Genomic DNA, 24,832 nt, shown 5'->3' with positions numbered 1-24,832 from the left:
GCTAGGCACCCGCGGTTGCCGGGCCGCCGATCGCACCCGGCTTGGGCCGCTTCGCTTTCGGGATCGACGAGCCCGCCGCGGGAATCGATGGTCCCTTGGCGCCGCCACGATCGATCGTTTCGCCGGCAAGCACCTTCTTGATCTCGTCGCCGCTCAAGGTTTCATATTCGAGCAGCGCTTTGGCCAGCGCCTCGAGCTCTTCGCGATTTTCGGTCAGGAGATGCTTGGCGCGCTCATAGCCTTCGTCGACGATGCGGCGGATTTCCTTGTCGATCGTCCGCGCGGTCTCATCCGACATTTGGCGCTGGCGATTGACGGAGTAGCCGAGGAACACTTCCTCATCCGCATCCGCATATTGCAGCGGGCCCAGGAGGTCCGACATGCCCCAGCGGGTGACCATGTCGCGGGCGAGGCCCGTCGCATAGCTGATGTCCGATGACGCGCCCGAGCTCACCTTGTCGTAGCCGAAGATGAGTTCCTCGGCGACGCGTCCGCCCATCGAGACCGAGAGGTTTGCGTACATTTTGTCACGGTGATAGCTGTAATTGTCGCGCTCGGGCAGGCGCATGACGAGACCCAGGGCGCGGCCGCGCGGGATAATCGTCGCCTTGTGGATCGGATCGGACGCCGCCTCATGAACGGCGACGATCGCATGGCCGGCCTCATGATAGGCGGTCATGCGCTTTTCGTCCTCGGTCATGACCATGGACTTGCGCTCGGTGCCCATCATCACCTTGTCCTTGGCCTCCTCGAACTCCTTCATGGCGACGAGGCGCTTGCCGCGGCGGGCGGCCAGCAGCGCCGCCTCGTTGACGAGGTTGGCGAGGTCGGCGCCGGAGAAGCCCGGAGTACCGCGGGCGATGACGCGCGGGTCGACGTCGGGCGCCAGCGGCACCTTCTTCATGTGGACGGCGAGGATCTGCTCGCGGCCGTCGATGTCGGGGCGCGGAACGACGACCTGGCGGTCGAAACGGCCGGGCCGCAGAAGCGCCGGGTCGAGCACGTCGGGCCGATTGGTGGCGGCGATGATGATGATGCCTTCGTTGGCTTCGAAGCCGTCCATCTCGACCAGCAGCTGGTTCAAGGTCTGCTCGCGCTCATCGTTGCCGTTGCCGAGACCGGCCCCGCGATGGCGGCCGACCGCGTCGATCTCGTCGATGAAGACAATGCACGGCGCGGATTTCTTGGCCTGGTCGAACATGTCGCGGACACGGCTGGCGCCGACGCCGACGAACATCTCGACGAAGTCCGAGCCCGAAATGGTGAAGAACGGCACGCCGGCTTCGCCAGCGATGGCGCGGGCGAGCAGGGTCTTGCCGGTGCCGGGCGAACCGACCAGCAGCGCCCCCTTGGGGATCTTGCCGCCAAGGCGGGCAAACTTGCCCGGATCCTTTAGATATTCAACGATCTCCTGGAGCTCTTCGCGCGCCTCATCGATGCCGGCGACATCGGCGAAGGTCACCCGGCCCTGCTTTTCGGTCAGCATCCGCGCGCGGCTCTTGCCAAAGCCCATGGCGCCGGACCCGGCGTTCTTCTGCATCTGCCGCATGACGAAGAAGCTGATGCCGAGAATGAGCAGGAACGGCAGCGAATTGTAGAGCATGTACAGCCAGATGCTGCCGGTTTCCTCGGCCTTGACCTGGACTGCGACGCCCTTCTGGATCATGCGGTCGGCGACGTTGGAGCCGGCCGGCGCGACGGTACGAAACGTCTCCCCGCTGGCGAACTTGCCGGTGATTGCGCTGTTGCCGGTCGTGCTGGTCGACATCGTGACCGTGCGCACATTCTGCTCGTCGACCTGCCGGACGAACTCGGAATAAGGGATGAGGTTGCCAGCGGTGGCGCGCGAGCCGCCGTCGATCATCTGGACGAACAGGACGAGCGCGAACAGCACGCCGACCCAGATGAGCAGGCTCTTGGTCCAGGGATTGCCGGGCTTCTTTTCTTTGTCGTTCATCTCGTCTTCCAGAGGGCAAAACGCCGTTGCCTGTAAAATAGGCTCATCAGGGCCAATAACAATGTGGAGCTTAGAAAGCGGTGAACGAGCGCCGGGATGAGGAGCCTCGCGTTGCGTGCAATCGGCTCGGCGGGCATTAGGCATTGAGAAGAGGAGTGCGGATGGCTCGCTACCCGAGCTTTTCGATTGTGGTCGAGTGGGAGAACGCCCGGCTGTCGGGGGCCGAACGGGCCGGGCGCGCGCTGCACGAGCTTATGTCCCAGGTGCGCGAGCTGTCCGGCGACCTCGTGCGCCCGCCACAGCTCATCGTGCTCCACGAACAACAAATTGTCCCTCGGCTTGTGGTCGAGCGGGCGGTGAGCAAAGCGTGCGGCACCGAACCTCCGTGCGAGCTGCTCATCCATGCGACCGAAGGGTCGGATTATTACGGTCAGAAGAATGAGGGCGCCCAGCTCGCTTCCCGCAGGTACGTGCTGTTTCTCGATAGCGACGTCATACCGGAGCCCGGCTGGCTGCGGTCCCTCATCGAGTCTTTAAGGCCTGGCGTCGACGTCGTTGGCGGCGGCACCTACGTGGAGACCCAGTCCTTCTTTGGACGAGCGTTCGGCCTCTTCTGGTTCTTTCCCGTTCGCTCGGAGTCGATGGGGCTAAGGGAGGTCGGCTACTTTTACGCCAACAACGTCATCTTCAGGCGCGACCTGTTCCTGGCGTATCGGTTCGAAGAGCTGCCGTTGTACCGGGGGCAGTGCAAGCTTCTGGCCGACCGGCTGCGCCGGAACGGCGTGCGCTTGTTCCAGCAGACCGACGCGCGGGTTCGTCATCCCCCGCCAAGCCCACGGCACTTCGTCCATCGCGCGCTCAGCGAGGGATATGATCTCGTCATGCGTGCGCGCCTCGCCGGCCAGCCGGCCGAAGCTGCGCGGGGGGAGCTGAGCCACCAGCTCGCCAACCTTCACCTTCGAGTGGAGAGCAGGCTCGCTCATGTCAGCGTCGGGCGGCGGGAAATCGTCGCCGCGAAGGCGCTCGGCCGCGCTTATTATCTCCTTCGGTATGCGGGCCAGCGGTGGGCGATGCGCTCACCCGAGGGCGCCCAGCGAGCGCTTGGAATTCGGGCGCCGGCGCTGCCATCGCCGGTCGACCGGCGAATCGGCCTGAAAGCGGCGCGCTGAACGTCATCTGCGGGGCGGCGCCGGCGAAAAGCGCCACTCCTTGCCTCCGCTGCACAACACGCCGCGGACGGTCGCCTGTCCGCCGCCAGCCAGCGTGGTGAGGAGGCGATCGATCTCCCGACCCCGCAGTTCGGCGCCGGCCCCTTCGGTGGCCAGCCGAGCGACGGCGCGAAGGACGATGCGGCGGCGAATTTCGCGCGGCATGTCGGCGGGCACGAACCGGATTTCGCCTTCGCCTTCGCTGACCGCCCGCGCCCACGCCTGAGTCGTCGCCCAGCCTAGCGCGCCGTCCGCCTCGGCGAGGTTTTGCGCGCTTGCCGCAACGCCGCGCGAATTGAGCCAGCCGGACCCGGCCAGGGCGCGCCGCACCCTTACGCGCTCGAACTGCTCGTCCACGTTGCTCGGGTCGGCGATCGGGGTCAGGCCGAAGTCCGCGCAGATTTGCTCGAGCTCCATCCGCCGCCAGCCGAGCAGTGGGCGAAGCAGCGGCATGTCCGAGCCCGGAACCGGAGCCGAGCGGCGCATCCCGGCGAGGCCTCGGACCCCTGCCCCCCGCGTCAGCCGCATCATGAAGGTTTCCGCCTGGTCGTCGAGATGGTGGGCAGTGAGGATCGCATGCAGCCCGCGGTCCTTCGCCCACTTGCTGAGGAGATTGTAGCGCTCGGCTCGCGCCCGCTCCTGCAGCGCAGTTTCCGGCGTGGTCGCCCATTTCACCGTCAACGTCTGGTGCGGCACGCCGAGCGTGCGGCACACCCGCGCCACCATGTCGGCCTCGGCCCTGGCTCCGGGGCGCAAAGCGTGATCGACGGTCGCCGCCTCGATCGAGCCCGGGCGCGCCGCAGCGGTGAGGGCAAGCAAGGCGAGGCTGTCGGGTCCGCCCGACACCGCCACCCCGACGAGGCCTTGCGCGCCGATCAGCGCATCGAGGTCATGGCGAAAGCGCTCGATCGCCTCCGCCTGAGGTTCAACCAGCTCCTGGGTCGCCACCTTGACCTCCATATTGCCAATTCAGGCGCGCCGGTGCCACGGTCCACATGGACTGGCGCTTACGCCCGAATGACATCGCAAAGAAGCGCGACGAAACGAGTCAGGCGCGCGTCAGCTGCATTGGGCCTGCGCCTTGGCGTCCGCTTCGAGCTTCTTGAGGTCGGAGCGAACGGCGGAGCCATAAACGGCGTCGAGCTCGGCATAGGCCTTGCACGCCTGGCTCGGCTGACCGAGCTTCATCAGCGCCTGGCCGAGGTAGAGCAGGCTGTCCGGGGCGCGCTCGCCCTTCGGGTTGTTCCGGTAGTTGGCTAGCAAGGCCTGAGCTGCTCCCCGAGTGTCGCCCTTGTCGAGCAAGGCGCGGCCGATGAGGTTGTTGGCGTAGCTCGCGCGGCGGTGCTTGGGATAGGCCGAGGTGAACGCGCGGAGCGTCGTGATGGCCTGGTCGTACTGGCCCGATTCCCACAAGTGGAAACCCTCGCTGTACGCATCTTCGGCCGGGTCGCCCTCGGGAATGGTCGCTGTGGTGGCAGTCGAAACGGCGGGTAGGGCGGCGTCCGGCTTCGGTTTTCCTGTGGGGCGCGTTGTGGCGACCGGCGGCTGCTGGATTGGCGGCGCCGTCGCCGCGGCAGCCGAGGCGGCATCGTTCAACCGCTGCTCGAGCGTTGAAAACCGCTGTTCCTGGTCCGCGCGAAAGCGACCGACATCGGACTCGATGGTCTGCAGCCGATGCCCGTTTTCCTCGGACTGACGGAGCATGTCCGCCACCTGCCGCTCAAGCGAGTCCAGACGCTGATCGAGCGTCACGACCGACGATTGAGTCGCCGCCGGGTCGTTCGAGAAGCCCGCCGTGTCGGCCGGGCGGCCTTTCGGGAAGACCTGTCGCTGAACCTGCTCGACCTGGCGCTCAAGCCGGTCGAGGCGCTGCTCCGGACTTGGTGGGGCCTGCCGCTGCGCGAGCGCAACCGAAGGGGTGAGCGAGGCGATGGCGGTGGTCGCCGCCAGCGCGATGATCGGACGTAGAAATTTCACGAACAAATTCCCCAAGCTCTCGTGTTCAGACTGCGCCGCGCCGCCTTTCGCCAAGCTGAATCCTACCGCACGGGACCGGGCACGGCAGCAGGCGCCCCGTTCGGCTGGGCCGGCCCACGCATCAGGTCAGCGGGCTTGAGGCTGACGTTGGAGGTCACCTGGCCGGCCGGGCCGACGGGCGGCGCCACGGCATTGCCGACAGTGATCCGAACGGCTTCGGGCGCGCCCACCCGCAGCATCGGCGCGGATGCCGTCGGCGGCACCTGGTAGGTCTGCCCAGGCTGCATGGTACTTTCGAACAGAACATTGCCCTGGTCCGTCACCCGCACCCACGCCGGGCCGATCGCGGTCACCACAACCGGTCCCTGCGCGGCCTGGGCCGGCGGCGGCGCCGGTCGTTGGGCGGGCGCTGCCGGCGTCTGTGAAGCGGACGCAGCGGTCTGCTCGGCCGCGACGGCGTTCGGATCATCCGACTGGTCGAGCGAACGGCGGTTGAGCCAGCTCATCACGACGACGAGCAGGATCACCGCCGCGATCATCGCAATCACCAGCGATTTGGGCATGGTCCGGGCGGGATCGGCGGGCTCGAATACTTCGGTCGTCATGTTGGGCGAGCGCTGGCCGCCCATTTCGGCGCGCAGTTGCTCGCCGATCTCGACCCGGTCCAGCCCGACCGCGCTGGCGTAGCTCTTGGCGAAACCGGTCGTGTACGTGGGCGCCGGCAGCTTGTCCCACTCCGCCGTTTCGATGCTTTCCAGATGCCGTTGGGGGATTCGAGTCTGGGCCGCGATATCCTCGAGGCTGAGGCCTTTTTCCTCGCGCGCGACACGCAGCCGCTCGCCTACTGTCGGCATCTCCGGTTCGACCAGATCTTCGTCCATCGCCTCGCCTTATCGCCCGCCCCGGATTTTGTCAGTGTTTGAGGGCTGCGCGCGCGCTGTCAACCAATTGTGACCGAATGCCTGCGAGCCCAGTCGCCAAGCGTCCGCCGCATGTCTTTGGGCGGATGTTCGAGCAGTTGCTCCACCCGGGCGCGCACCGCCGCTGCATCCAGCGAGCGGACCATCGCCTTGATGGGCCCGACCGCCGCCGGAGTGATCGAGAAATTCTCAGCCCCAAGTCCAATCAGCGCCATCGCTTCGAGCGGCCGGCCGCCCATCTCGCCGCAGATCCGCGCCGGCACGCCGTGGGCACGGGCGGCATCGAGAACGCGCTTGAGGAACCGAAGGATGGCGGGACTCAACCAGTCGTAGCGCTCGGCCAGGCGCGGGTCCGAACGGTCAGCGGCGAACAGGAACTGGGTGAGGTCGTTGGTCCCCACCGACAGGAAGTCGACGCGCGGCAGGAGCTGGTCGAGCATCTCGGCCAGGCTCGGCACCTCGAGCATGGCGCCGAACTCGATGCGGCTCGGAAGCTTGCGGTGGCTCTTGCGCGCCCATTCGACCTGCTCTTCGAACAGCGCCCGCGCCTCCTCATATTCCCACGGCTCGGAGACCATCGGGAACATCACCCGCAAGACCCTGCCGCCCGACGCTTCGATCAGCGAGCGCGCCTGCGCCTTCATCAGCGTCGAGCGCTCGAGCGACAGGCGCAGCGCGCGCCAGCCCATTGCCGGATTTTCCGCTTCCTCGTGAACGTCGGCGAGATAGGGCAAGGCCTTGTCGCCGCCGATGTCGACCGTGCGGAACACCACGGGCTTGTCGCCAGCGGCTTCCAGCACCTTCGAATATAGTCGAAGCTGGCGATCCCGGCCCGGCATGGTGGCCGAGATCAGGAACTGGAACTCGGTGCGGAACAGGCCGATGCCGTCGGCGCCGCTCATCGACAGAGCGGCGGCGTCCTCGGCCAGGCCGGCGTTGACCATCACGCTGACCTTGACCCCGTCCTTGGTTTTGGCGGGCAAGCTCTTGCCCGCGGCGAACTCGGCGCGGCGCTTCTGGCTCAGCGCCATGCGGTGCTCGAAGCCCGACAGCAGCGCGCGATTGGGACGGATGATGATGCTGCCGTTGTCGCCATCGACGAGGATCGGCTCGCCGTCCTCGACGCTGTGGCGAATGTCGTTGAGGCGCCCGATCACCGGCACGCCGATGGCCCGGGCGACGATCGTCATGTGCGAGGTCAGCGAGCCTTCCTCGAGCAGCACACCCTTCAGCCGGCGGCGATCATATTCCAATAATTCGGCGGGCCCGAGGTTGCGGGCGATCAGCACCGCGTCGTGGGTCAGGCCGGTCTGCGCGGCCGTCCCCATCCGCCCCGAAACGATGCGGAGCAGCCGGTTGGACAGGTCCTCGAGATCGTGCATCCGTTCTTGCAACAGCGGGTCGTCGATTTCCTGCATGCGGGCGCGGGTCCGTTGCTGCACCCGCTCGATGGCCGCTTCGGCGGTGAGGCCGCTGTCGATCGCTTCGTTGATCCGCCGCGACCAGCCCTCGTCGTAGGCGAACATGCGATAGGTCTCGAGAATCTCCTGATGCTCGCCGGCGGTCCCGAATTCCGCCTCGCGGGTCATGGTGTCGATCTGCTCGCGCATCTTGCGGAAGGCCGAATAGACGCGCGCGCGCTCGGCCTCGATATCGTCGGCGACGGTGTGCTCGACAACAACTCGCGGCTCGTGAAACACCGCTTGGCCCTTGGCCATGCCGGCGACGAGCTTGAGTCCCGACAACCGCAGAGGCCCGGCGCCGCGCAGCCTGCCCCGCCGCGCGCCGTCGACCAGCCGCGCCGCGGCGATCATCTCCGACAGGACCATGGCGACGGTCTGCAGCGCCTCGATCTCGACATCCTCGTAGCGCCGCGGTTCGGCGTGCTGCACGGCGAGCACCCCGATCGGGCTTTCGAGGCGGACAATCGGAACACCTGCAAAGCTGTGAAAGCGCTCCTCGCCGGTTTCGGGCCGGTAGGCGAATGCCGGGTGCTCGGCGGCTTCGGCGAGATTGAGGATGCGGCCCGCGGCAGCGATCGTGCCGACCAGGCCCTCGCCCATGCGCAGCCGGGTCACGTGCACCGCTTCCTTGCGCAGGCCGTGGGTCGCGAACAGTTCGAGCTGATTGTCGCGCAGAAGGTAGATCGAGCAGACCTCGCTCGCCATTGCCTCGGCGATCAGGTCGACGACGCGGTCGAGCTTGGCCTGCGCCGAGCCGCGCTTGGCCATCACCTCGTGGAGGCCGGTCAGGATCTCGCGAGCGGAGGCTGCGGCGGACTGCGGCATGGGCGGATCGCTAACAGATGGCGCAACACGGCGCCATCAGCTTGGCTCAGCCGCGGCTTTCGAGCGCGGCGGCCGCTTCATCGACCAGCTCCTGGATGATCGCGGCGACCGGTTCCTCGCGATTGACCATCCCGACCGACTGGCCCGCCATGACCGAACCGGACTCGACATCGCCGTCGATCACCGCGCGCTTGAGCGCACCGGCCCAGTAATGCTCGATCTGCAGTTGAGCCTCGGCCATCTCGATCGCGCCCTCGTCGAGCCTCTGCGCGACCTCGCGCTGCTTGGCGGCGAAGTTGACCATTTCCTGGTTCTTGAGCGCGCGCACCGGGATGACCGGCAGGCGGGGGTCGATCTGAACTGACGGGATCGCGTCGCGGGCCGAGGCGCGGATGAATGCCTTCTTGAAGTTGGGGTGGGCGATGCATTCCTGCGCACAGACGAAGCGCGTCCCCAGCTGCACGCCGACTGCGCCCATTTCGAGATAGGCGGCGATCGCCTCGCCGCGGCCGATCCCGCCGGCCACGAACACCGGGATGTCCTTTGACACGACGGGCAGGATCTCCTGGGCCAGGACCGAGGTCGACACCGGGCCGATATGCCCCCCCGCCTCCATGCCCTCGATCACCAGCGCGTCGGCGCCCGAGCGCATCAATTTCTTCGCCAGCGCGAGTGCGGGCGCGAAGCAGACGAGCCGGGCGCCGCTGGCCTTGATCCGCTCGATCGCTCCGCCCGGCGGAAGCCCGCCGGCGAGGACAACATGGCTGACCTCATGCCTGGCGCAGACGTCGATCAGCTCCGAAAGCTGCGGGTGCATAGTGATGAGGTTGACGCCGAATGGCCGCTCCGTGCGCGCCTTGGTCGCGGCAATCTCGGCATCGAGCAGCTCGGGGCCCATCGCACCGCAGGCGATCACGCCGAAGCCGCCGGCGTCGGAGATCGCGGCGACGAGGTGACGCTCCGAAATCCAGCTCATCGCGCCGCCCATGATCGCGATGTCGCAGCCGAGGAATTCGGTGCCGCGGTGCATCAGCTCCCTGAGGCGCTCATGCCCGACCGAAGCGTGGACCGCCCGCGGCTCGGCGATCAGGCCCTCGCCGCTCATGCCGCCTGCCCTGCCGACTGTGCCGCGGCGTCGAGCCCGAAGGCGCTGTGAAGCACCCGCACCGCGAGGTCGAGCTCGCTCTCGGCGATCAAGGCGCTGACCTTGATCTCGCTCGTCGACACCGCGAGCAGGTTGATCTTTCGCTCGGCGAGCGTGTCGAACATCGTCGCGGCAAGCTGCGGGTTGGAGCGGATGCCGACGCCAACGATGCTGACCTTGGCGACCGCGTCGTCGGTCACCAGCTTGGCATAGCCGATTGCACTCTTGCGCTGCTCGATCACCGCCATCGCCTGCGCCAGGCTTGCGCGCGGGACCGTGAAGGTCAGGTCCGAGGAGCCCGTATCAGGAGTCGCCGCGTGGACGATCATGTCGAGCGGAATCCCGGCTTCGGCAATGGGACCGATCACCGCAGCGACCGTGCCCGGCTGATCGGGAACTCCGGTCAGGGTTATCCGCGCCTCGTTGCGGTCGGCGGCGATGCCCGCGATCAGGTTTCTTTCCATATCTGCTCCTGACAGCTCGGCGACGATGTCGGTACCGGGCTTGTCCTCGAATGCCGACAGCACGCGCAAGGGCAGATTCTCGCGCATGGCAAGGCCGACCGAACGGACCTGCAGCACCTTGGCGCCGACGCCTGCAAGCTCGAGCATCTCCTCGAAGGTCACCTGGGAGAGCTTGCGCGCCTGGGGCACGAGCCGCGGGTCGGTCGTATAGACCCCGTCGACGTCGGTGTAGATGTCGCAGCGGTCGGCCTTGACCCCCGCGGCGATTGCTACCGCCGAGGTGTCCGATCCGCCGCGCCCCAGCGTCGCCAGCCGCCCGTCGTCGGATACGCCCTGGAAGCCGGGAATGACTGCGATCGTGCCGCCGCTCAGCGCTTCGTCGAGCGTGGCGGCTTCGACTGCGTCGACCCGGGCGTTGCCGTGCACGCCCGACGCGCGAACCAATTGCCAGCCCATGAAGCTGCGCGCCTTCAAACCCATGTTCTGCAGGGTCATGGCGAGAAGCCCGGCCGTCACCTGCTCGCCGCTCGCCACTACCACGTCATATTCGGTCGGGTCATGGAGCGCCGCGGCCTCGCGGCACAGCTGCACCAGCCGGTCGGTTTCGCCCGCCATCGCCGAGACCACCACCAGCACCTCGTTTCCCGCCTCGGCCTCGCGCCGCACGCGTCCGGCGACCGAGCGGATGCGCTCGATGCCCGCCATCGACGTGCCGCCGAATTTCATCACGATGCGGGCCAATCCATCTCCTTGGGTCAAGGGTCGCGGACTGTTAGGAGGCGCGCATGGCGCAGACAAGCATCCTGCCTGAAGAGGCCGAACTGTTCGGGAAGCTCGCCGCCGACTGGTGGGACCCGGACGGCGCCTCGGCGATGCTGCACAAGCTCAATCCGGTGCGACTCAAATATATCCGCGACCAGATCGACCAGCACTGGCAGTGCGACGAATGCAGTCGCACGCCACTCGCCGGCAAGACCGCGTTGGACGTCGGCTGCGGCGCGGGCCTGCTCGCCGAGCCGCTGGCGCGGCTGGGCGCGACCGTCACCGGCATCGACGCCTCGCCGGAGGTCATCGCAGTTGCCCGCGACCATGCCGCCGCGACCGGCCTCGCGATCGACTATCGCGCGGGCGACGTTCAGGACCTCGAAGGCCAATTCGATCTCGTCACCTCGCTGGAGGTGATCGAGCATGTCGTCGACCCCGCCCAGTTCCTTAAGGCACTGGCGGCGCGGCTCGCGCCCGGCGGATTGCTGATCCTCTCGACGCCCAACGCTACCGGCTGGTCGAAGTTGATGATGATCACCGTGGCCGAAGGCCTCGGCCAAATCCCCAAAGGCACGCACGATTTCGACAAGTTCATTTCACCCGAGCAAATGAAAGTCCTGCTCGCCGACGCCGGCCTCCAATGCCTCGACGTCGAGGGCATCGCCTGGTCGCCGACCCGCGGCCTCCATCTCAGCGACGACGTGCGGCTGAACTATCTCGTCACCGCGATACTCGTTCCGCCGCAGTAACTTTCGCTTCAACGCGTGTCCCGAACGGTCTGCGTTTAACGCCTCTTAATGCTACTGGCCGCGCTCGCCCACCGGCGTAAGCCTTTGATTCGGGATTCGTTTTCCCGATCGGGGGTGGGGAACAATCATGCGATCACCGTTCAATTTCTCGTCGCGAGACATCGCGATCGATTTGGGGACCGCCAATACGGTGGTCTATGTCCGCGGCGTCGGCATCGTCACCAGCGAGCCGTCCGTGGTGGCGATGGAGTGGACCAACGGCCAGCGGCGAGTCCGCGCCGTCGGCGACGACGCCAAGCTGATGATGGGCAAGACGCCCGACAACATCCGGACCATCCGGCCCTTGCGGAACGGCGTGATCGCCGACCTCGAGGTCGCCGAGGAGATGATCAAGCATTTCATCCGCAAGGCGCACGGCGGCCCGAGCCGCTTTTCGCGCGGGCCAGAGGTCGTGATCTGCGTTCCGTCCTGCGCGACCTCGGTCGAGCGGCGCGCGATCCGCGATGCGGTCAGCAACGCAGGCGCCGACCGCGTGTCGCTGATCGAGGAGCCGATGGCCGCGGCGATCGGTGCGGGCCTTCCGGTGGCTGACCCGATCGGATCCATGGTCGTCGACATCGGGGGCGGCACGACGGAGGTCGGGGTGATCTCGCTTCAGGGGCTCGCTTTCAGCCGCTCGGCGCGGGTCGGCGGCGATCGCATGGACGAGGCCATCACCGCTTATGTCCGCCGCAACTTCAACCTGCTGATCGGCGAAGGCACCGCCGAGCGGGTGAAGCTGGAGATCGGATCGGCGGTCCGCCCCGGCGACGGTGTCGGTCTGGCGACTACGGTGCGCGGCCGCGACGTCAGCCGCGGCGTCCCCGCCGAGATCCACCTCACGCAGGCGCAAGTTGCCGAAGCATTAAGTGAGCCGGTCAACCAGATCGTCGAAGTCGTGCGCACCGCGCTCGAGCACACCCAGCCGGAGATTGCCGCCGACGTCATCGACCAAGGCATCACCATGACCGGTGGCGGCTCGCTGCTCCGCGAATTCACCACGATCCTTCAGGACTCGACCGGCCTCCCCGTTCGGGTTGCCGACGACGCCATGAGTTGCGTTGCGCTGGGCGCCGGCCAAACACTGGAAAACCGCGTTCTTCGTGGAGCCTTGATGGCCGCCTGAAGGAGCTATTTGCCGGCGGACGCCGCGGCGCCGCCGTGGGTCCAGCGGTCGAGCCACGCCTCCACCACCCGATACCATTGGACCGAGTTCTGCGGTTTCAGGATCCAGTGGTTCTCGTCGGGAAAGATCACCAGCTCGGTCGGCGCTCCGGCGCGCCGTGCGGCGTTGTAGGCCGCGATTCCCTCTTCGGTTGGGACGCGGAAATCCTTGCCGCCATGGATCACCAGGATCGGCTTCTTCCACCGGTTCGCGTAAGCAGCCGGATTGAAACGCTCCCAATCCTTGATGTCGGCGACCGATCCGAACTGGACGTCGACGAACGAGCCGACGTCCATCACCCAGGCCTGGGAGCGGACGTCGAACACGCCGGCGTGACTGACGAGGCACTTCCACGGATCGCTCCACTGGCTTGCCATCCAGTCGATCATATAGCCGCCGTAGGAGCCGCCCAGCGCGCAGGCGCGGTTGCCGTCAAGGAACGAATAGCGGGACAAAGCGGCCGCCCACCCCTTTTGAAGATCTTCGAGCGGGCGGTCGCCCCAATGCGCGGTAATCGCCTGGGCGAACGGCGTGCCGTAACCGGTCGAGCCGTGGAAATCGACCATGACGACCGCATAGCCCATGCCGGCCCAGACCTGCGGATTCCAGCGGTAGCTCCACGCATTGCCGAAGCTGCCCTGCGGCCCGCCGTGGATCAGAAAGGCAACCGGATACTTGCGGTCATCGGTGAAGCCGTACGGCTTGATCACATAGCCGTAGACGGTCTCGTTGTTCCAGCCGGCGAAGCTGAACTGTTCCGACGTGCTGAGGGGGGTTTCAGCGAGGATTGCCGCGCCGGCACGGGTAAGCTGGCGAGGCGGCGCCGACCCCTGCTGCACGAACAGTTGCTGCGGCGAGCCGAGGCTCTCGTTGACGTAGGCGAGCGAACCCTGGGCACTGTCGAAATCGCTGATCGAGCCATCGGTGGTGATTGTCGCGACCCGCCCGCTGGCGGGATCGATCCGGTACAGTGCAACCTGTCCGCGGGCCGGGCCGGTGGCGAGCAGGCTCTGGCCGTCCGCGGACCAGGCAAGCCGATTGAACTCCCAGTCGCCGCCGGCGGCTAGCTCCCGGGTCCGACCGGCTTTCAGGTCCATCATCATCAGGGCAGCGCGACCCGGCGTGTAGACCGGCGCGCTGACCGCGAGGTAGGCGAGGCGGCTGCCGTCGGGCGAAAGCGCGGGCGACCCAAGGGCAGTCCCACCGCTCTCGACCAAAACACGGGGCCGCGCCGAGCCGTCAGTCGGGACGGCATAAATTCGGGAAAAGGATTGGGCGCCGCGATCGGATCCGGGCGGAATGCTCTCAAAATATAGCATCCGTCCGTCGCGCGAGAGCACGAGCGCATTGGTGTCGCCGTCGGCCGGCACGTTCGCTGCGAAGTCCTTGAGGAGCGCAATGCCTTCAGACGGCGCGCCGGGCTGCGCGAGGTCAACACTAAACAGGCTCAGGCGCTTGTCGTCGAGATAGGCATCGAACCAGCGCGCTGCGCCGGACTTGATTTCGATTCCGCTGCCTTTTTCCTTGGCCTTCGCGTCGTCTCGCGCCTTGGTGCAGGCAAGCGTGCCGCAGTCCGGATAGACTCCGGCGACGACGACGAGCGTATGCAGGTTCGGCGCCAACTTGAACGCCGCGACATCGACTGGGAACGACGTCAGCTGCTGGCGCACCGAGCCGTCGGGATTTGCTCGCCACACCTGGGCCGACCCCGATTTGCCCGAGACGAAATAGAGCCACTGGCCGTCCGCCGACCAGCTCGGGCTCGGGCCGCCCTTCTCCCCGCTGAGCAACACCAGCGGTTTCGAAGCGTCGCCGTGAAGGTCTATGACGTTAAGCGCGTTGACACCCTTATTGCCGTCCCAATCGGTGCTTCGCAGTGCATAAGCGACGTAGCGTCCGTCAGGCGAAATGCTGGGAGAAGAGATCCGATCGAGCGAGGCAAGATCCTTGGCGGTGAACGGCCGCGCGACAACCGGACTAGGCAGCGCAAGCAACCCGCCCACCAGCGCAACGCGAAACAGTCCCGGCATGAATCCCTCCCCTTTGCGGCCCGAAGCTAGCCGTTGGCGAACCGCCGTCAATCGTGGGCGAGCCATTCCGGGATGACGTCGCCGGCGATCAGGCGCGCGACGTCGATCCGCGGACGGATGATCGCCCATTTGTCGCCGTCGACCAGCACCTCGGGCGTGAGCGGCCGGCTGTTGTAGGTGCTGGCCATCGTCGCCGCATAGGCGCCGGCAGAGCGGAACACGACGAGGTCGCCCGCTTCGACCGCATCCATTTCGCGCGCGAGGGCGAAGGTGTCGCCGGTCTCGCACACGGGCCCGACAACATTGGTCGTGATGCGACGGCCCGACGGCCGCACCGCCTCAATCGCGTGCCAGGCGTCATAAAGCGTCGGCCGCATGAGGTCGTTCATCGCCGCGTCGACGATCACGAACGGGTGCGTGACGCCGGGCTTCACGCGGATGACCTCGGTCAGCAGCACGCCGGCATTGGCGACGAGGAACCGGCCGGGCTCAAACACCAGGCGGACGTCCCAGCCGCGGGTCAGACGCTCGACCATCGCGCCGTAATCGGCGGGACTGGGCGGCGCGGGAGGAGCCGGGTCATAGCGAACTCCGAGCCCGCCGCCGAGGTCGGCAAGGGTGATGTCGTGGCCGGCGATGCGAAGCTCGGCGATGAGCGCGCCGACCGTGGCGAAGGCCTGCTCGAATGGCGCAAGCGAGGTCAGCTGGCTACCGATGTGGACCGCGATGCCCTGCATCCTGAGGCCCGGCAGCGCCGCGGCCTTGGCATATTCGGCCAGTGCCTCCGACGCCTGGATTCCGAACTTGCTCTCGGCGGCGCCGGTCGAGATCTTGGCGTGGGTGCCGGGCTCGACTCCGGGATTGACGCGGAAACCGGCGCGCGCCTCCCGCCCGAGCGCTGTGGCGACTTCGGACAGCAACTCGGCCTCGGCGCCGGACTCGAGGTTGAACTGGCAAATCCCCGCTTCGAGCGCTTGGCCCATCTCCTCGCGCGTCTTGCCGACACCGGAGAACACAATCTTGTCGGCCGGGATTCCCGCGGCCAGAGCGCGCGCGAGTTCGCCGCCCGAGACGATGTCGGCGCCGAGCCCCTCCGCGCCCAGGGTTGCGATCACCGCGGCATTGGGGTTGGCCTTGACCGCGTAGGCAATGAGCGGGTCGCCGAGCCCGGACAGCGCCTCTCGCAGCGCTCGCGCATGGTCGCGCATCGCCAACGACGAATAGATATAGACCGGCGTCCCGACCGACGCCGCGATCTCGGGCAGCGGCACGTCCTCGCAATGGAGAACGCCGCCGCGCAGCTCGAACGGGTCGGCAACCCTAGAAATCGACCTTGTCATAATGACCAGGCGGCACGATCACTTCCATCCGTTCGCCGAGCAGCGGGCGGAAGCAGGGCCGCGACTTCATCACCGCATACCAATCCTTGGTCTGCTTGTGCCCCCGCCAGTCGAGCGCGCCCAAATAATCGATGACGCTCAAATGCGCGGCGGCGGTGAAGTCGGCGAGGCTGAGGCCCGGCCCGGCGAGCCAGCGGCGATGGTCGAGCAGGTAATCGATATAGTCGAGGTGCTCGGAGGCGACCCGCATCGCCTCGCGCAACACGCGGGTGTCGGGACTCTCGCGGTTGACGAGGCGCTTGCGCATGCGCTCGTTCATCAGCGGCTCGACCGCCTCGCGATAGAGCTTGATGTCGAACCATTCGGTCACGCGGCGGATTTCGGCCCGAAGCACGGCGTTGCCGTGGATCATCGGCATGCGGTCGACGGTCTCGTCGAAATATTCGACGATCGGCTGCGACCCGATCAGCGTGACGCCCTGGTCGGCCTCGACCATCACTGGCGTTTCACCGGCCGGGTTCAAATCGACGAACTCGTCGCGCTTCTCCCACGGATTTTCGCGCACCAGCTCATGGCCGACGCCCTTCTCGGCGAGGACCAGGCGGACCTTGCGCGAAAAGGGGCACAACGGGAACTGGAAGAGCTGCCACATGGCAGGGCAGCTTTAGCGAGTGGGCGCGACTCGTCTAGCGCTTGGGATAGGTCGGATCGGGCATATTTGCCGCAGCGCGGTCGATTGCCTCGCTCGCCTCGCCGAGCGCCTTCATCATTGCCGGCAGCGCCGTGTTCAGCGTCTTCATCCCCCGCTCAATCGTCGGCCGGACCTGCGCCATTCGTTCGTGGAAGTTGCGGTCGAAATCGGGATCGTCCCGGCGGCCGAGATCGCGCACCGTCATTTTCTTCTCGGCGGCGGTCGGCTCGCGGCCCTCGATCGCCGCTTGGACGGCGCCAACCTTCATGCTGAGCATCGCCTGCGAGACCCCCTGCACCGCATCCGCGATGCGATCCGCAACCCGCGGATCCTGGAGCTCGGGGGGAACGCTCGGCGGCGCAGTCTGCGCCATGGCCGGCGCTGCCGTGAACAAGAGGGGAAGCAGAATCAGACTCTTACGCATGCCGGCAGTCTAGCACCGCTCGCGCGGGTGACAAACCTTAGCGCGTCATCAGCCAGACCAGCGCTGCCGCTCCGACGAGGATGCGATACCAGGCAAAGGGCGCGAAGCCGTGACGCGAGATGTAATGGACGAAGGCTTTGACGACGACGATGGCGACGACGAAGCTGACGACGAAGCCGACCGCGACCGTCCCGAACCCAACTCCGCTGGCGCCCGCCATCAAGGTGTCGCGATGCTTGACCAGCTCGAGCGTCGTCGCGCCGAGCATGGTCGGAATGGCGAGGAAGAAGCTGAACTCGGCCGCGGTGCGCCGTTCGACCCCGAGCGACAGGCCGCCGAGAATGGTTGCGCCGGAGCGGCTGACTCCGGGAACCATGGCGAGGCACTGGATGAGCCCGACGCCGACCACCTGCTTCATCGGCATTTCGGCGACCCCGACGATCTGCCCCGGCTTCACCAGTCTCTCGATCACCAGGATCGCAATGCCGCCGAGGATGAACGCCACGGCGACGACGAGGCCGTTGCCGAGCAGCGCTTCGATCCGGTTGATCAGGAGGAAGCCGAGGATGGCCGAGGGCAAGAAGGCGATGAGGATGTTGCGCACGAAGCGCCACGACACCGCCTGGCCCCTGAGCATACCTTCGAGCACCGCCCAGAACGTCCGCCAATAAAGCACGACGATGGCGAGGATCGCCCCGAGCTGGATGATGACGTTGAACGCGGCCCATTTGTCCGCGTCGAAGCCCAGCAGCTCGGTGGCGAGGATCAGGTGGCCGGTCGAGGACACCGGGATGAATTCGGTAACGCCCTCGACGATGCCGAGGATGATCGCGATCAGAAGGATTGGCATGGAAGGGGTAGTCCGGGCTCAGCTGGTCGCGGTCAAATTAATTCGGCGGCCGGCGAACTTGCCGCCGCGATGGAACCGGCCGAGCCATTCGTAGGCGACCGCCGCGAGCGGTGTCGGGCGGATCCCGAACGCCGCCAGCCCCGGCGCATTCTTCGCTGGAACGTTGTCGCGCTGGAGCATCAGCCACTGGTCGCGGGTCAGCGGCGAGCCCGGCAGCCAGCCGAGCTTCGAGATGAGATCGCCGGCGAAGTCGGGCAGCTCGACTACCTCGGTCTTCTGCCCGCTGAGCTCGAGGATGGCGCGGATCAGCTCGACCATGCTCATCACCTGCGGTCCGCCGATCTCATAGACCTTCCCGCCATGGGCCCGCGGCTGGAGCGCCGCCTTGGCGATCGCCTGGGCGAGGTCGCGGACATAGACCGGCTGGAAGTTGGTCTTCGCGGCGAGCACGGGCAGGAGCGGCAGGCCGGCCATTGCCGCAAAGCGGTTGGTGAGGTCGTCCTCCGGCCCGAACACCAGCGACGGACGGACGATCGTCGCCTTGGGAAAAGCCTTGCGGACGGCCGCTTCGCCCTCGCTTTTGGTGCGGCCGTAATTGGACTCTGAGCCGGGGTCGGCGCCGATCGCCGAGATGTGGACGACCGCCGCTGCGCCCGCCTTCTTCGCGACTTCGGCCACGTTGCGGGCACCGTCGACATGGACGGCCTGCATTCCCTTGCCGAACACGCCGCACAGATTGACGACCGCGGTGGCATCGCGGACCGCATGCTCGACGCTGGCGCGGTTGCCGATGTCGGCCTGGAAGAAGCCCAGCTGACCGACTTGGCTCAACGGCTGGACGCTGTAAGCGTGGCGCGGATTGCGCGAGGCGATGCGCACCCGAACGCCGCTCTGGAACAGATATTCGCAGAGGTAGCGGCCGATGAAGCCACCGCCGCCGAACACCGTCACCTGCTCGTCCGGGCGCTCGATCATGCCCCCGCCCTAGCCCTGGCGGCGCGGCGTTGACAAGGCGGGGCCGGCGGTAATGCCCCTAGAAATAATCGGCGAGCGTGACCTTCACCGTCGACCCGTCGGCGCGAGCAAGCGCGACCGTGTGCCCGACCGGCCCGCGCGTCCAGTCAGCGCGCTGATAGAAGCTCGCATCGACCTTCATGCCATCGACGGCGACCACCTCATCTCCGGTCTTGAGGCCGGCCTGCGCCGCCGGTCCCTGCGGAGAGACAAAGACAGCCTTCAGGCGGTCGCCTGCAAGGTCGAAGCGCGCGCCTGCCCGGTCGCGGTCGAAGCCCGGAGCGTCGGACCGCGGCGTCAGGAATACGCGATCGCGGCCGAGGTCCAGATCAAGCCGGAATTGCTTGAGGAACTGGATCCCGACGTTGGCCATCTGGGTCGGGTCTGTGTCATTCCCCGCTTCGGACAAGGTCGTCGGGACGGCTCTGAAAGTCCGCCCGGCGAGCGTCACTTCGGGAACCGTCGCCCTTCGCGCCGGGGTTAACCCACCGACCCCGCCGCTGCGAGCTTCCGCCCAACGCAGGTTGGCGATGTCGGGGCGCGTTTCCCAATAGCTGCGAGGCAGCGCCAACGCCCCGTCGCTGCCGAGGTCAAAAAGGGCTTCGATCGGCTTGCCCGCGGCCACCGAGATCGAGATCGTATTGAATGGCCCCTTGCGGGCGAGGGGCAGAGCGGCGGCTCCCGGCGCGGGCGCGAAAGCGGATGGTGAGCGCACTTCCAAGGTGCTCGCCGCCCAATCGATTGAAACGACCGTCGCATTGAAGAAGTCTCGGCCGAGAACCACCGTCATTGGCCGACCGAGACTGCGGGTGACGGCGGAGAGATCCATCACCCCGATGCTCATGTTCGCCAGCCGCGTCGCACCGACATCGATCGTCACGCCGGTGACCAGCTCTGCATCGACCGTCCCGCCGGTCCCCTTGCCCTGGATTTTCAAGCCTTCGGGCAGCCCGATCGAGCGGGCGTAGGATCGATCAAGCGTTGTCATGCTCGCGCCGGTATCGAGAATGGCTTGTGTCCGATGACCGCCAACCGTGACGGGAATAACGATGCGGTTGCCGCGGAAGAGCTGGAAGGGAATCGTCTCCGCATGGGCCGCGAACGTCATCTCGGGCGGAGTGATCGGCGGATGGCCGGGGTGCGCGATGGCAAGGCCGGCCGCGGCAAGCACGGCGATGGTGGCACTCGTGAGCAGTCCAAGCTTGGCGCGATGCATGTTGTGATCCTCGGATATTATTCGTAGAATAGTGATATATTATCGTAGGACAATAATTATGTCAAACATGTCGGACGATCCCATTCGGCGTTCGGCGCGCCGGCTGCGAGTCTTCGTCTTCGCGGCCATGTCGATGATCGCATTGGTCTATGTCGCCGCCCGCCTGAATCTTCAGCTGGCGCATGCGCACGTCGAATATCGTCTGCATGGGACGCCCTACGAGCAGTGGACTGCGGCGGGCAGCGTGGCGCTGCTGCTGATTGCGCTATTCCATTTGACGCGGATGCTGGGGCTGATCGCCGCGGGCGAGATGTTCGGCGTGAATGTCGTTCGCCACTTTCGCGGCTTCGCGTCATGGTTGCTGGCGATGGCATTGTTCGAATTCGCCGCTCCGATTGTCGCGATGTTCACCGCGGCGAGCGCCAGCCGCTCCCACCTGCTGCGCCTGAACATCGACCTTCGCGATGCGCTGACCGTCGCCATCACTCTGCTCCTCTTCCTGCTCGCGAGGCTGCTCGAGCGCGCTCGGCGGCTCGATGACGAAATGCGCGAGTTCGTCTGATGCCGATCGTCGTCCGGCTCGATGTGATGCTCGCGCTGCGGAAGGTCCGCTCGAAGGACCTCGCCGCCGCGATCGGCATCACCGAAGCCAATCTGTCGCTGCTCAAGTCCGGCAAGGTGAAGGGAGTCCGCTTCGCCACCCTCGAGGCGATCTGCGAGGAACTCGCCTGCACGCCGGGGGATATTCTGGACTACGAGCCCGACCAAACGACGAATCGTTGACAGCGCGCGGGCGCTCCCTTTAAGCGCCGCCCCCTGCCGAAAAGCGATGCCCCTGTGCCCAGGTGGCGGAATTGGTAGACGCACCAGCTTCAGGTGCTGGCGCTCGCAAGGGCGTGGAGGTTCGAGTCCTCTCCTGGGCACCATTTCTCAATCCGCCAGCATTCGTGCATGGGTTGAAAAATCCCTAGAAATCAGCTACTTTTAGCTCGAATTGACCGCTATCGGTTGCTGGCGTTCGCTGACAATCGCGAAAATTTGGGGGCCTATTCGGGGGCCTTTGAGGTGGTCCATTTCTGTGGCGAGGGGGCGCGAACATCATGGCATTGACGGATACGGCGATCCGGCTGGCAAAGGCCGAAACCAGGGATCGAAAACTCGCCGACAGCAAGGGTCTCTATTTGCTCGTCACGACAACTGGATCGAAGCTGTGGCGGTTAAAGTATCGGATTGGCGGCAAGGAGAAGAAGCTGGCTTTGGGCAGCTATCCCGAAGTGGGTTTGAAGGATGCCCGCGCGCGCCGCGACGCTGCGCGCCAGTCCGCACAGGCCGGGAACGATCCGTCCGTCGCCAAGCGCGAAGCGCGAATTGCTAATCGAATTGCCGCCGCCACTACGTTCGCCGGGATTGCGGACGAGTATATCGCCAAGCTGGAAGCGGAAGGCAGGGCACCTGTCACTATCGGGAAGACGCGCTGGCTCCTGAGCAAGCTATCACCAGCACTGGGCGCGCGTCCCATAGCCGAAATCAGCCCTCATGAACTGCTGGCCGTGTTGAAGAAGGCCGAGCAGGCGGGGCATCGCGAAACCGCGCGGCGTCTGCGGTCCTTTTCCAGCCGAGTTTTCCGTTATGCGGTGGCAACAGCGCGGGCATCAGTCGATCCAGCGCAGCCGTTGCAGGGTGCATTGGTTTCGCCGGTCGCCAAGCATCACGCGGCAATCACCGATCCCGCCGCTTTCGGGACGCTGTTGCGGTCGATTGAATCCTATTCTGGCCAGCCGGTGACCAAGCTGGCGCTTCGCTTTACCCCGCACGTGTATCAGCGGCCGGGTGAGATACGAAAGGCGGAATGGAGCGAAATTGATTTCGACAAGGCACTATGGACGATCCCGGCCGAACGCATGAAGCAACGCCAGCCGCACCGCGTCCCGCTGTCCCGACAGGCTGTAGCGATCTTGCGAGAAGCGTCCGAATTGAGTGGGGGTGGGCGCTACATATTCCCCAAATTAGGATCGCCGCTGAAGCCAATGTGCGAGAATGCGATCAACGGGGCGTTGCGGCGCATGGGCTACGGTTCGAACGATATGACGGCGCACGGGTTTCGCTCGACTGCTTCATCGCTGTTGAACGAAAGCGGCAAATGGAGCGGCGACGCGATCGAGCGTGCCCTGTCGCACGCCGACGGCAATCAAGTCCGCGCTGCCTACCATCGCGGTGCGCATTGGCCGGAACGTCTCGAGATGGCGCAGTGGTGGAGCGATCACGTGGATGTCCTGCGCACAGGAGGTGAAGTGCTGGCCTTCGCGAAGCAAGCCTGACGGCTCGCGGCGCTAACGTCCGCTTTCGACCCATTGCAGACATTAGGCGCTGCTGCGAAGGTCCGCACATGAAGTACGATGATGCGTCTTGGCATTATGGGGGTGACTTTCCAGCCGAGTTGCCACGCGAAGCTGGTGCCACACACATTGCCATGTTCGTTGCATGGGCCGTCATGAGCGGGTTGGCTGGTGAGTTTCACACCAAAGACGCCGCCGATGATTTCGCGCTGCTCCAGAAGCGCGAGGTTACACCAACCGAATGGTTCATCCGTGCCTGTGATGAAAAGTTTACGAACGAAGACCTGAACAACGAAGGCAATTCGTTCGCCGCAAGCTACTATGGGAGCGGAGAGGGCCTTCACAACACCGACGGGTCTTACCTCGATGACTACTGCGAGACGTTTCCGAAGGCGGGTTCATTATATGACGTTAACGATGGCTGGGGTTCCTTCGACGCGCTCGCACCCAGGCTGAGCAGCCGTTTAGAGGCTTGGCGCAGCAGCCAACGCTAACGTCCGCTTTCCACCCAAACCTGCCGCGACAGCTATCGATCTATTGCGGACATTCCGGGGGCGTCGTGTTGGGGCGCCCTTGTTCTTTTGCTATCCACACCTCGTGACTGACGAGAACATCCTCAACTGGTTTCCCTACGCTTTTCCCTTCTTCTTCGTGGGGATGTGGCTCCTCGCGACCTTCATGCTCGGGTTGATGTCCGGCTGGTTCAGTCTTCAGCAGTGGTACGTCGACGACGGCAGTGAAGAGCCGTTGCTTCGACTGCGCAGCCAGTCCGGCTCGATGGGCATGGGCGTCGCGTTGAACGGCTGCCTTAAGCTGCGCGCTTATCAGTCCGGTCTGGGAATTGGGATATGGCGCATCTTCGGCATCTTCCAGAAGCCGCTCAAGGTGCCCTGGAATGAAATCGAGGCTGAACCGAGCAGCAGCTTCTTCCTTCCGATGGTCAAGCTTCAGCTCGGAAAGCCGCCGAACGGTACGCTGAAGATTAGCGCGCGGAGCTGGACCAAGCTGGTCGCCGCGGCCAAGCCGCTCGCCACCGTTCCCCTTCCCGACGTTCCTCCAGTGAACAGGGCAGCGACAGCGCGGGCGATGCTTATCCAGTGGCTCGTGATCAGCGGGCTCTTTGGTGCCTTCATCTATTTGTCGTCGCGATCACAGCCGGACGGCTTCCCCTCGGTGTTGGCGCTGGTGGTTCCGGCGTTCCTCGGAGTCGCGATGCTAGTCCGGTTCGCGCGCAGTTGAGTCGCTAACGGCTATTGGCGCCGTGTCCGTTTTCCACCCAAAGCTGCCGTCTGCCTCCGACCCATTGCGGACTCAACCGAACTGACGGGCATGTAGGTAGAGCGCCAGTTCGCGAGCGTGACGGCCCCAGTGGAAGTAGTGGAGCCGGAAAGACCAGTGGGCGTCATCGACCCCTATGTGGTCCGCGAGCCAAAGAACCTCGCGCATGTCCAACGTAAGGTCGACGAGGTCATCGATTGCGTCGCCCATCATCGCCGCATCTTCAACAGGCGCGGTTGGGTCAGACACCGGATACATCCCGTAGTCGGGGAAACGCGCCGCAAGCTCCTGATACAACGCCGGTCCGCCCGCGCGGGGTGCCTCTATGTTGGTGTCGGATGGCCCCGCGCCGGGTGTGTGATGAAAAGCCTCGACCAAGCCGTCCAGCGCAATCAGTAGCGCCTCGTCGGTCGGCCTTTCGCCCTCCCAAACAACCGAGAGGAACTGGCGGGCGGCTTCGACGGTCAGAGACTTGTCCATGTCGCGTGGCTGGCACGTGGGCCTCGCCAACTCAATGTCTGCTTTCCACCCGTTCCTGACGTTCAAGGCTTAGGTCTGCCTTCGACCCATTCCTGCCATTAGCGACATTCGCTAGTAATGCCGCGTGTCACCAATGATCGTTCAAGAATCTCGCCTTCAAGCAATCGGACGACTAGCCCTCTGCGTTGCCTTTGTCGGGGTCTGTTTGTGGACGCTCAGCAGGCCTGCGGCGTCAAACCTTCAACCGGCCGAAGCGACGAAAGCCGTCATATTCTTGCGCGTCGGAATGGCGTTTTTTGGCCTTCTGGCATTGCGGTATCTTTGGGCCGCGTGCTTTCCTGGCACTCTCACAATTGACGCCGAAGGTATCACTCAGAACCTCGGTTGGAGGCGATTGCACTGGGCGTGGAACGACATCGACCAGACAGAGGTAATCCGAACCGCTGCGGGGCTAGTCAGCGCATGTCTGATTTATCCTCGCGTCGGTGGACGTGTCA

The 24,832-nt window shown here is 65.6% G+C and carries 23 protein-coding genes and 1 tRNA gene; 9 read left to right on the top strand and 15 right to left on the bottom strand.

The annotated features are described in order from the left end of the window. Window position 1 precedes the first annotated feature (1 nt). Complete coding sequence (gene ftsH / locus N539_RS0105840; protein WP_028969506.1) at window positions 2-1,957, bottom strand: ATP-dependent zinc metalloprotease FtsH; 1,956 nt, start codon at window positions 1,955-1,957, stop codon at window positions 2-4. 161 nt (window positions 1,958-2,118) lie between these two features. Here ftsH and N539_RS0105835 point away from each other — a divergent pair, with 161 nt between their 5' ends. After that, window positions 2,119-3,126, top strand: coding sequence for a glycosyltransferase (locus tag N539_RS0105835; protein WP_028969505.1), 1,008 nt, complete (start codon window positions 2,119-2,121; stop codon window positions 3,124-3,126). A 3-nt stretch (window positions 3,127-3,129) separates the two neighbouring features. Here N539_RS0105835 and tilS read toward each other — a convergent pair whose 3' ends face one another. From tilS to N539_RS0105805, 6 genes are all read right to left on the bottom strand, one after another. Next, window positions 3,130-4,125: a tRNA lysidine(34) synthetase TilS gene (gene tilS, locus N539_RS0105830; protein WP_051531524.1), complete on the bottom strand. Its 996-nt coding sequence runs from the start codon at window positions 4,123-4,125 to the stop codon at window positions 3,130-3,132. Window positions 4,126-4,224: 99 nt separating this feature from the next. Continuing rightward, window positions 4,225-5,142 (bottom strand): tetratricopeptide repeat protein, encoded by a 918-nt coding sequence (locus N539_RS15715; RefSeq protein WP_156029786.1) that lies wholly within the window; start codon window positions 5,140-5,142, stop codon window positions 4,225-4,227. Window positions 5,143-5,204: 62 nt separating this feature from the next. Next, on the bottom strand, window positions 5,205-6,023 hold the full coding sequence (locus N539_RS0105820) for a helix-turn-helix domain-containing protein (RefSeq protein ID WP_028969503.1): 819 nt from the start codon (window positions 6,021-6,023) through the stop codon (window positions 5,205-5,207). Window positions 6,024-6,082: 59 nt separating this feature from the next. Then, on the bottom strand, window positions 6,083-8,350 hold the full coding sequence (gene ptsP / locus N539_RS0105815) for a phosphoenolpyruvate--protein phosphotransferase (protein ID WP_028969502.1): 2,268 nt from the start codon (window positions 8,348-8,350) through the stop codon (window positions 6,083-6,085). A 46-nt stretch (window positions 8,351-8,396) separates the two neighbouring features. After that, window positions 8,397-9,455, bottom strand: coding sequence for a nitronate monooxygenase (locus N539_RS0105810; RefSeq protein WP_051531520.1), 1,059 nt, complete (start codon window positions 9,453-9,455; stop codon window positions 8,397-8,399). Next, window positions 9,452-10,699, bottom strand: coding sequence for an aspartate kinase (locus N539_RS0105805; RefSeq protein ID WP_028969500.1), 1,248 nt, complete (start codon window positions 10,697-10,699; stop codon window positions 9,452-9,454). The genes N539_RS0105810 and N539_RS0105805 overlap by 4 nt, the downstream gene beginning before the upstream one ends. 44 nt (window positions 10,700-10,743) lie before the next feature. On the opposite strand from N539_RS0105805, the gene ubiG reads away from it, so the two are divergent. Both ubiG and N539_RS0105795 read left to right on the top strand, forming a co-directional pair. After that, the gene (ubiG, locus tag N539_RS0105800; RefSeq protein ID WP_028969499.1) at window positions 10,744-11,472 is read left to right on the top strand and encodes a bifunctional 2-polyprenyl-6-hydroxyphenol methylase/3-demethylubiquinol 3-O-methyltransferase UbiG; all 729 of its coding nucleotides are present in this window, start codon (window positions 10,744-10,746) and stop codon (window positions 11,470-11,472) included. A gap of 127 nt (window positions 11,473-11,599) precedes the next feature. Beyond that, entirely contained in the window at window positions 11,600-12,637 is a 1,038-nt protein-coding gene (locus N539_RS0105795; RefSeq protein WP_028969498.1) for a rod shape-determining protein, read from the top strand. 5 nt (window positions 12,638-12,642) lie between these two features. Here N539_RS0105795 and N539_RS15710 read toward each other — a convergent pair whose 3' ends face one another. Genes N539_RS15710 through N539_RS0105760 form a run of 7 tightly spaced genes read right to left on the bottom strand, consistent with a single transcriptional unit; the run spans window position 12,643 to window position 20,241 of the window. Further along, window positions 12,643-14,706 carry a S9 family peptidase gene (locus N539_RS15710; RefSeq protein WP_051531518.1) on the bottom strand — a complete coding sequence of 688 codons (2,064 nt, stop codon included), beginning with the start codon at window positions 14,704-14,706 and terminating at the stop codon, window positions 12,643-12,645. 47 nt (window positions 14,707-14,753) lie between these two features. Continuing rightward, complete coding sequence (gene lysA / locus N539_RS0105785; RefSeq protein ID WP_037552390.1) at window positions 14,754-16,046, bottom strand: diaminopimelate decarboxylase; 1,293 nt, start codon at window positions 16,044-16,046, stop codon at window positions 14,754-14,756. Beyond that, window positions 16,027-16,698 (bottom strand): glutathione S-transferase family protein, encoded by a 672-nt coding sequence (locus N539_RS0105780; RefSeq protein WP_028969496.1) that lies wholly within the window; start codon window positions 16,696-16,698, stop codon window positions 16,027-16,029. The genes lysA and N539_RS0105780 overlap by 20 nt, the downstream gene beginning before the upstream one ends. Before the next feature lie 34 nt (window positions 16,699-16,732). Beyond that, window positions 16,733-17,161 carry a hypothetical protein gene (locus N539_RS0105775; RefSeq protein WP_028969495.1) on the bottom strand — a complete coding sequence of 143 codons (429 nt, stop codon included), beginning with the start codon at window positions 17,159-17,161 and terminating at the stop codon, window positions 16,733-16,735. A gap of 37 nt (window positions 17,162-17,198) precedes the next feature. Then, on the bottom strand, window positions 17,199-18,011 hold the full coding sequence (locus N539_RS0105770; RefSeq protein WP_028969494.1) for an undecaprenyl-diphosphate phosphatase: 813 nt from the start codon (window positions 18,009-18,011) through the stop codon (window positions 17,199-17,201). 18 nt (window positions 18,012-18,029) lie between these two features. Then, window positions 18,030-18,986 (bottom strand): complex I NDUFA9 subunit family protein, encoded by a 957-nt coding sequence (locus tag N539_RS0105765; RefSeq protein ID WP_037552387.1) that lies wholly within the window; start codon window positions 18,984-18,986, stop codon window positions 18,030-18,032. Window positions 18,987-19,044: 58 nt separating this feature from the next. Beyond that, window positions 19,045-20,241: a retropepsin-like aspartic protease gene (locus tag N539_RS0105760; protein WP_028969492.1), complete on the bottom strand. Its 1,197-nt coding sequence runs from the start codon at window positions 20,239-20,241 to the stop codon at window positions 19,045-19,047. A 67-nt stretch (window positions 20,242-20,308) separates the two neighbouring features. On the opposite strand from N539_RS0105760, the gene N539_RS0105755 reads away from it, so the two are divergent. The 6 genes from N539_RS0105755 (at window position 20,309) to N539_RS0105730 (ending at window position 23,816) form a co-directional block, all read left to right on the top strand. Next, the gene (locus N539_RS0105755) at window positions 20,309-20,803 is read left to right on the top strand and encodes a DUF2975 domain-containing protein (protein ID WP_197018354.1); all 495 of its coding nucleotides are present in this window, start codon (window positions 20,309-20,311) and stop codon (window positions 20,801-20,803) included. Continuing rightward, a complete protein-coding gene (locus tag N539_RS0105750; RefSeq protein ID WP_028969490.1) occupies window positions 20,803-21,024 on the top strand; it encodes a helix-turn-helix domain-containing protein in 222 nt (73 codons plus the stop codon). The genes N539_RS0105755 and N539_RS0105750 overlap by 1 nt, the downstream gene beginning before the upstream one ends. Window positions 21,025-21,080: 56 nt before the next feature. Further along, a tRNA-Leu gene (locus N539_RS0105745) sits at window positions 21,081-21,167 on the top strand. A 174-nt stretch (window positions 21,168-21,341) separates the two neighbouring features. Continuing rightward, a complete protein-coding gene (locus N539_RS0105740) occupies window positions 21,342-22,559 on the top strand; it encodes a tyrosine-type recombinase/integrase (RefSeq protein WP_028969489.1) in 1,218 nt (405 codons plus the stop codon). 68 nt (window positions 22,560-22,627) lie between these two features. Then, the gene (locus N539_RS0105735) at window positions 22,628-23,071 is read left to right on the top strand and encodes a DUF7832 domain-containing protein (RefSeq protein WP_028969488.1); all 444 of its coding nucleotides are present in this window, start codon (window positions 22,628-22,630) and stop codon (window positions 23,069-23,071) included. 103 nt (window positions 23,072-23,174) lie between these two features. After that, a complete protein-coding gene (locus N539_RS0105730) occupies window positions 23,175-23,816 on the top strand; it encodes a hypothetical protein (RefSeq protein WP_156029784.1) in 642 nt (213 codons plus the stop codon). A 72-nt stretch (window positions 23,817-23,888) separates the two neighbouring features. Here N539_RS0105730 and N539_RS0105725 read toward each other — a convergent pair whose 3' ends face one another. Continuing rightward, window positions 23,889-24,335 (bottom strand): hypothetical protein, encoded by a 447-nt coding sequence (locus tag N539_RS0105725; protein ID WP_028969486.1) that lies wholly within the window; start codon window positions 24,333-24,335, stop codon window positions 23,889-23,891. Between the last annotated feature and the right edge of the window lie 497 nt (window positions 24,336-24,832).

Origin of the sequence: Sphingomonas sp. URHD0057 (assembly GCF_000620665.1) — a bacterium.
In the GTDB taxonomy this organism is placed as follows: domain Bacteria; phylum Pseudomonadota; class Alphaproteobacteria; order Sphingomonadales; family Sphingomonadaceae; genus Sphingomicrobium.
This window is presented reverse-complemented; position numbering and strand designations above follow the sequence as displayed.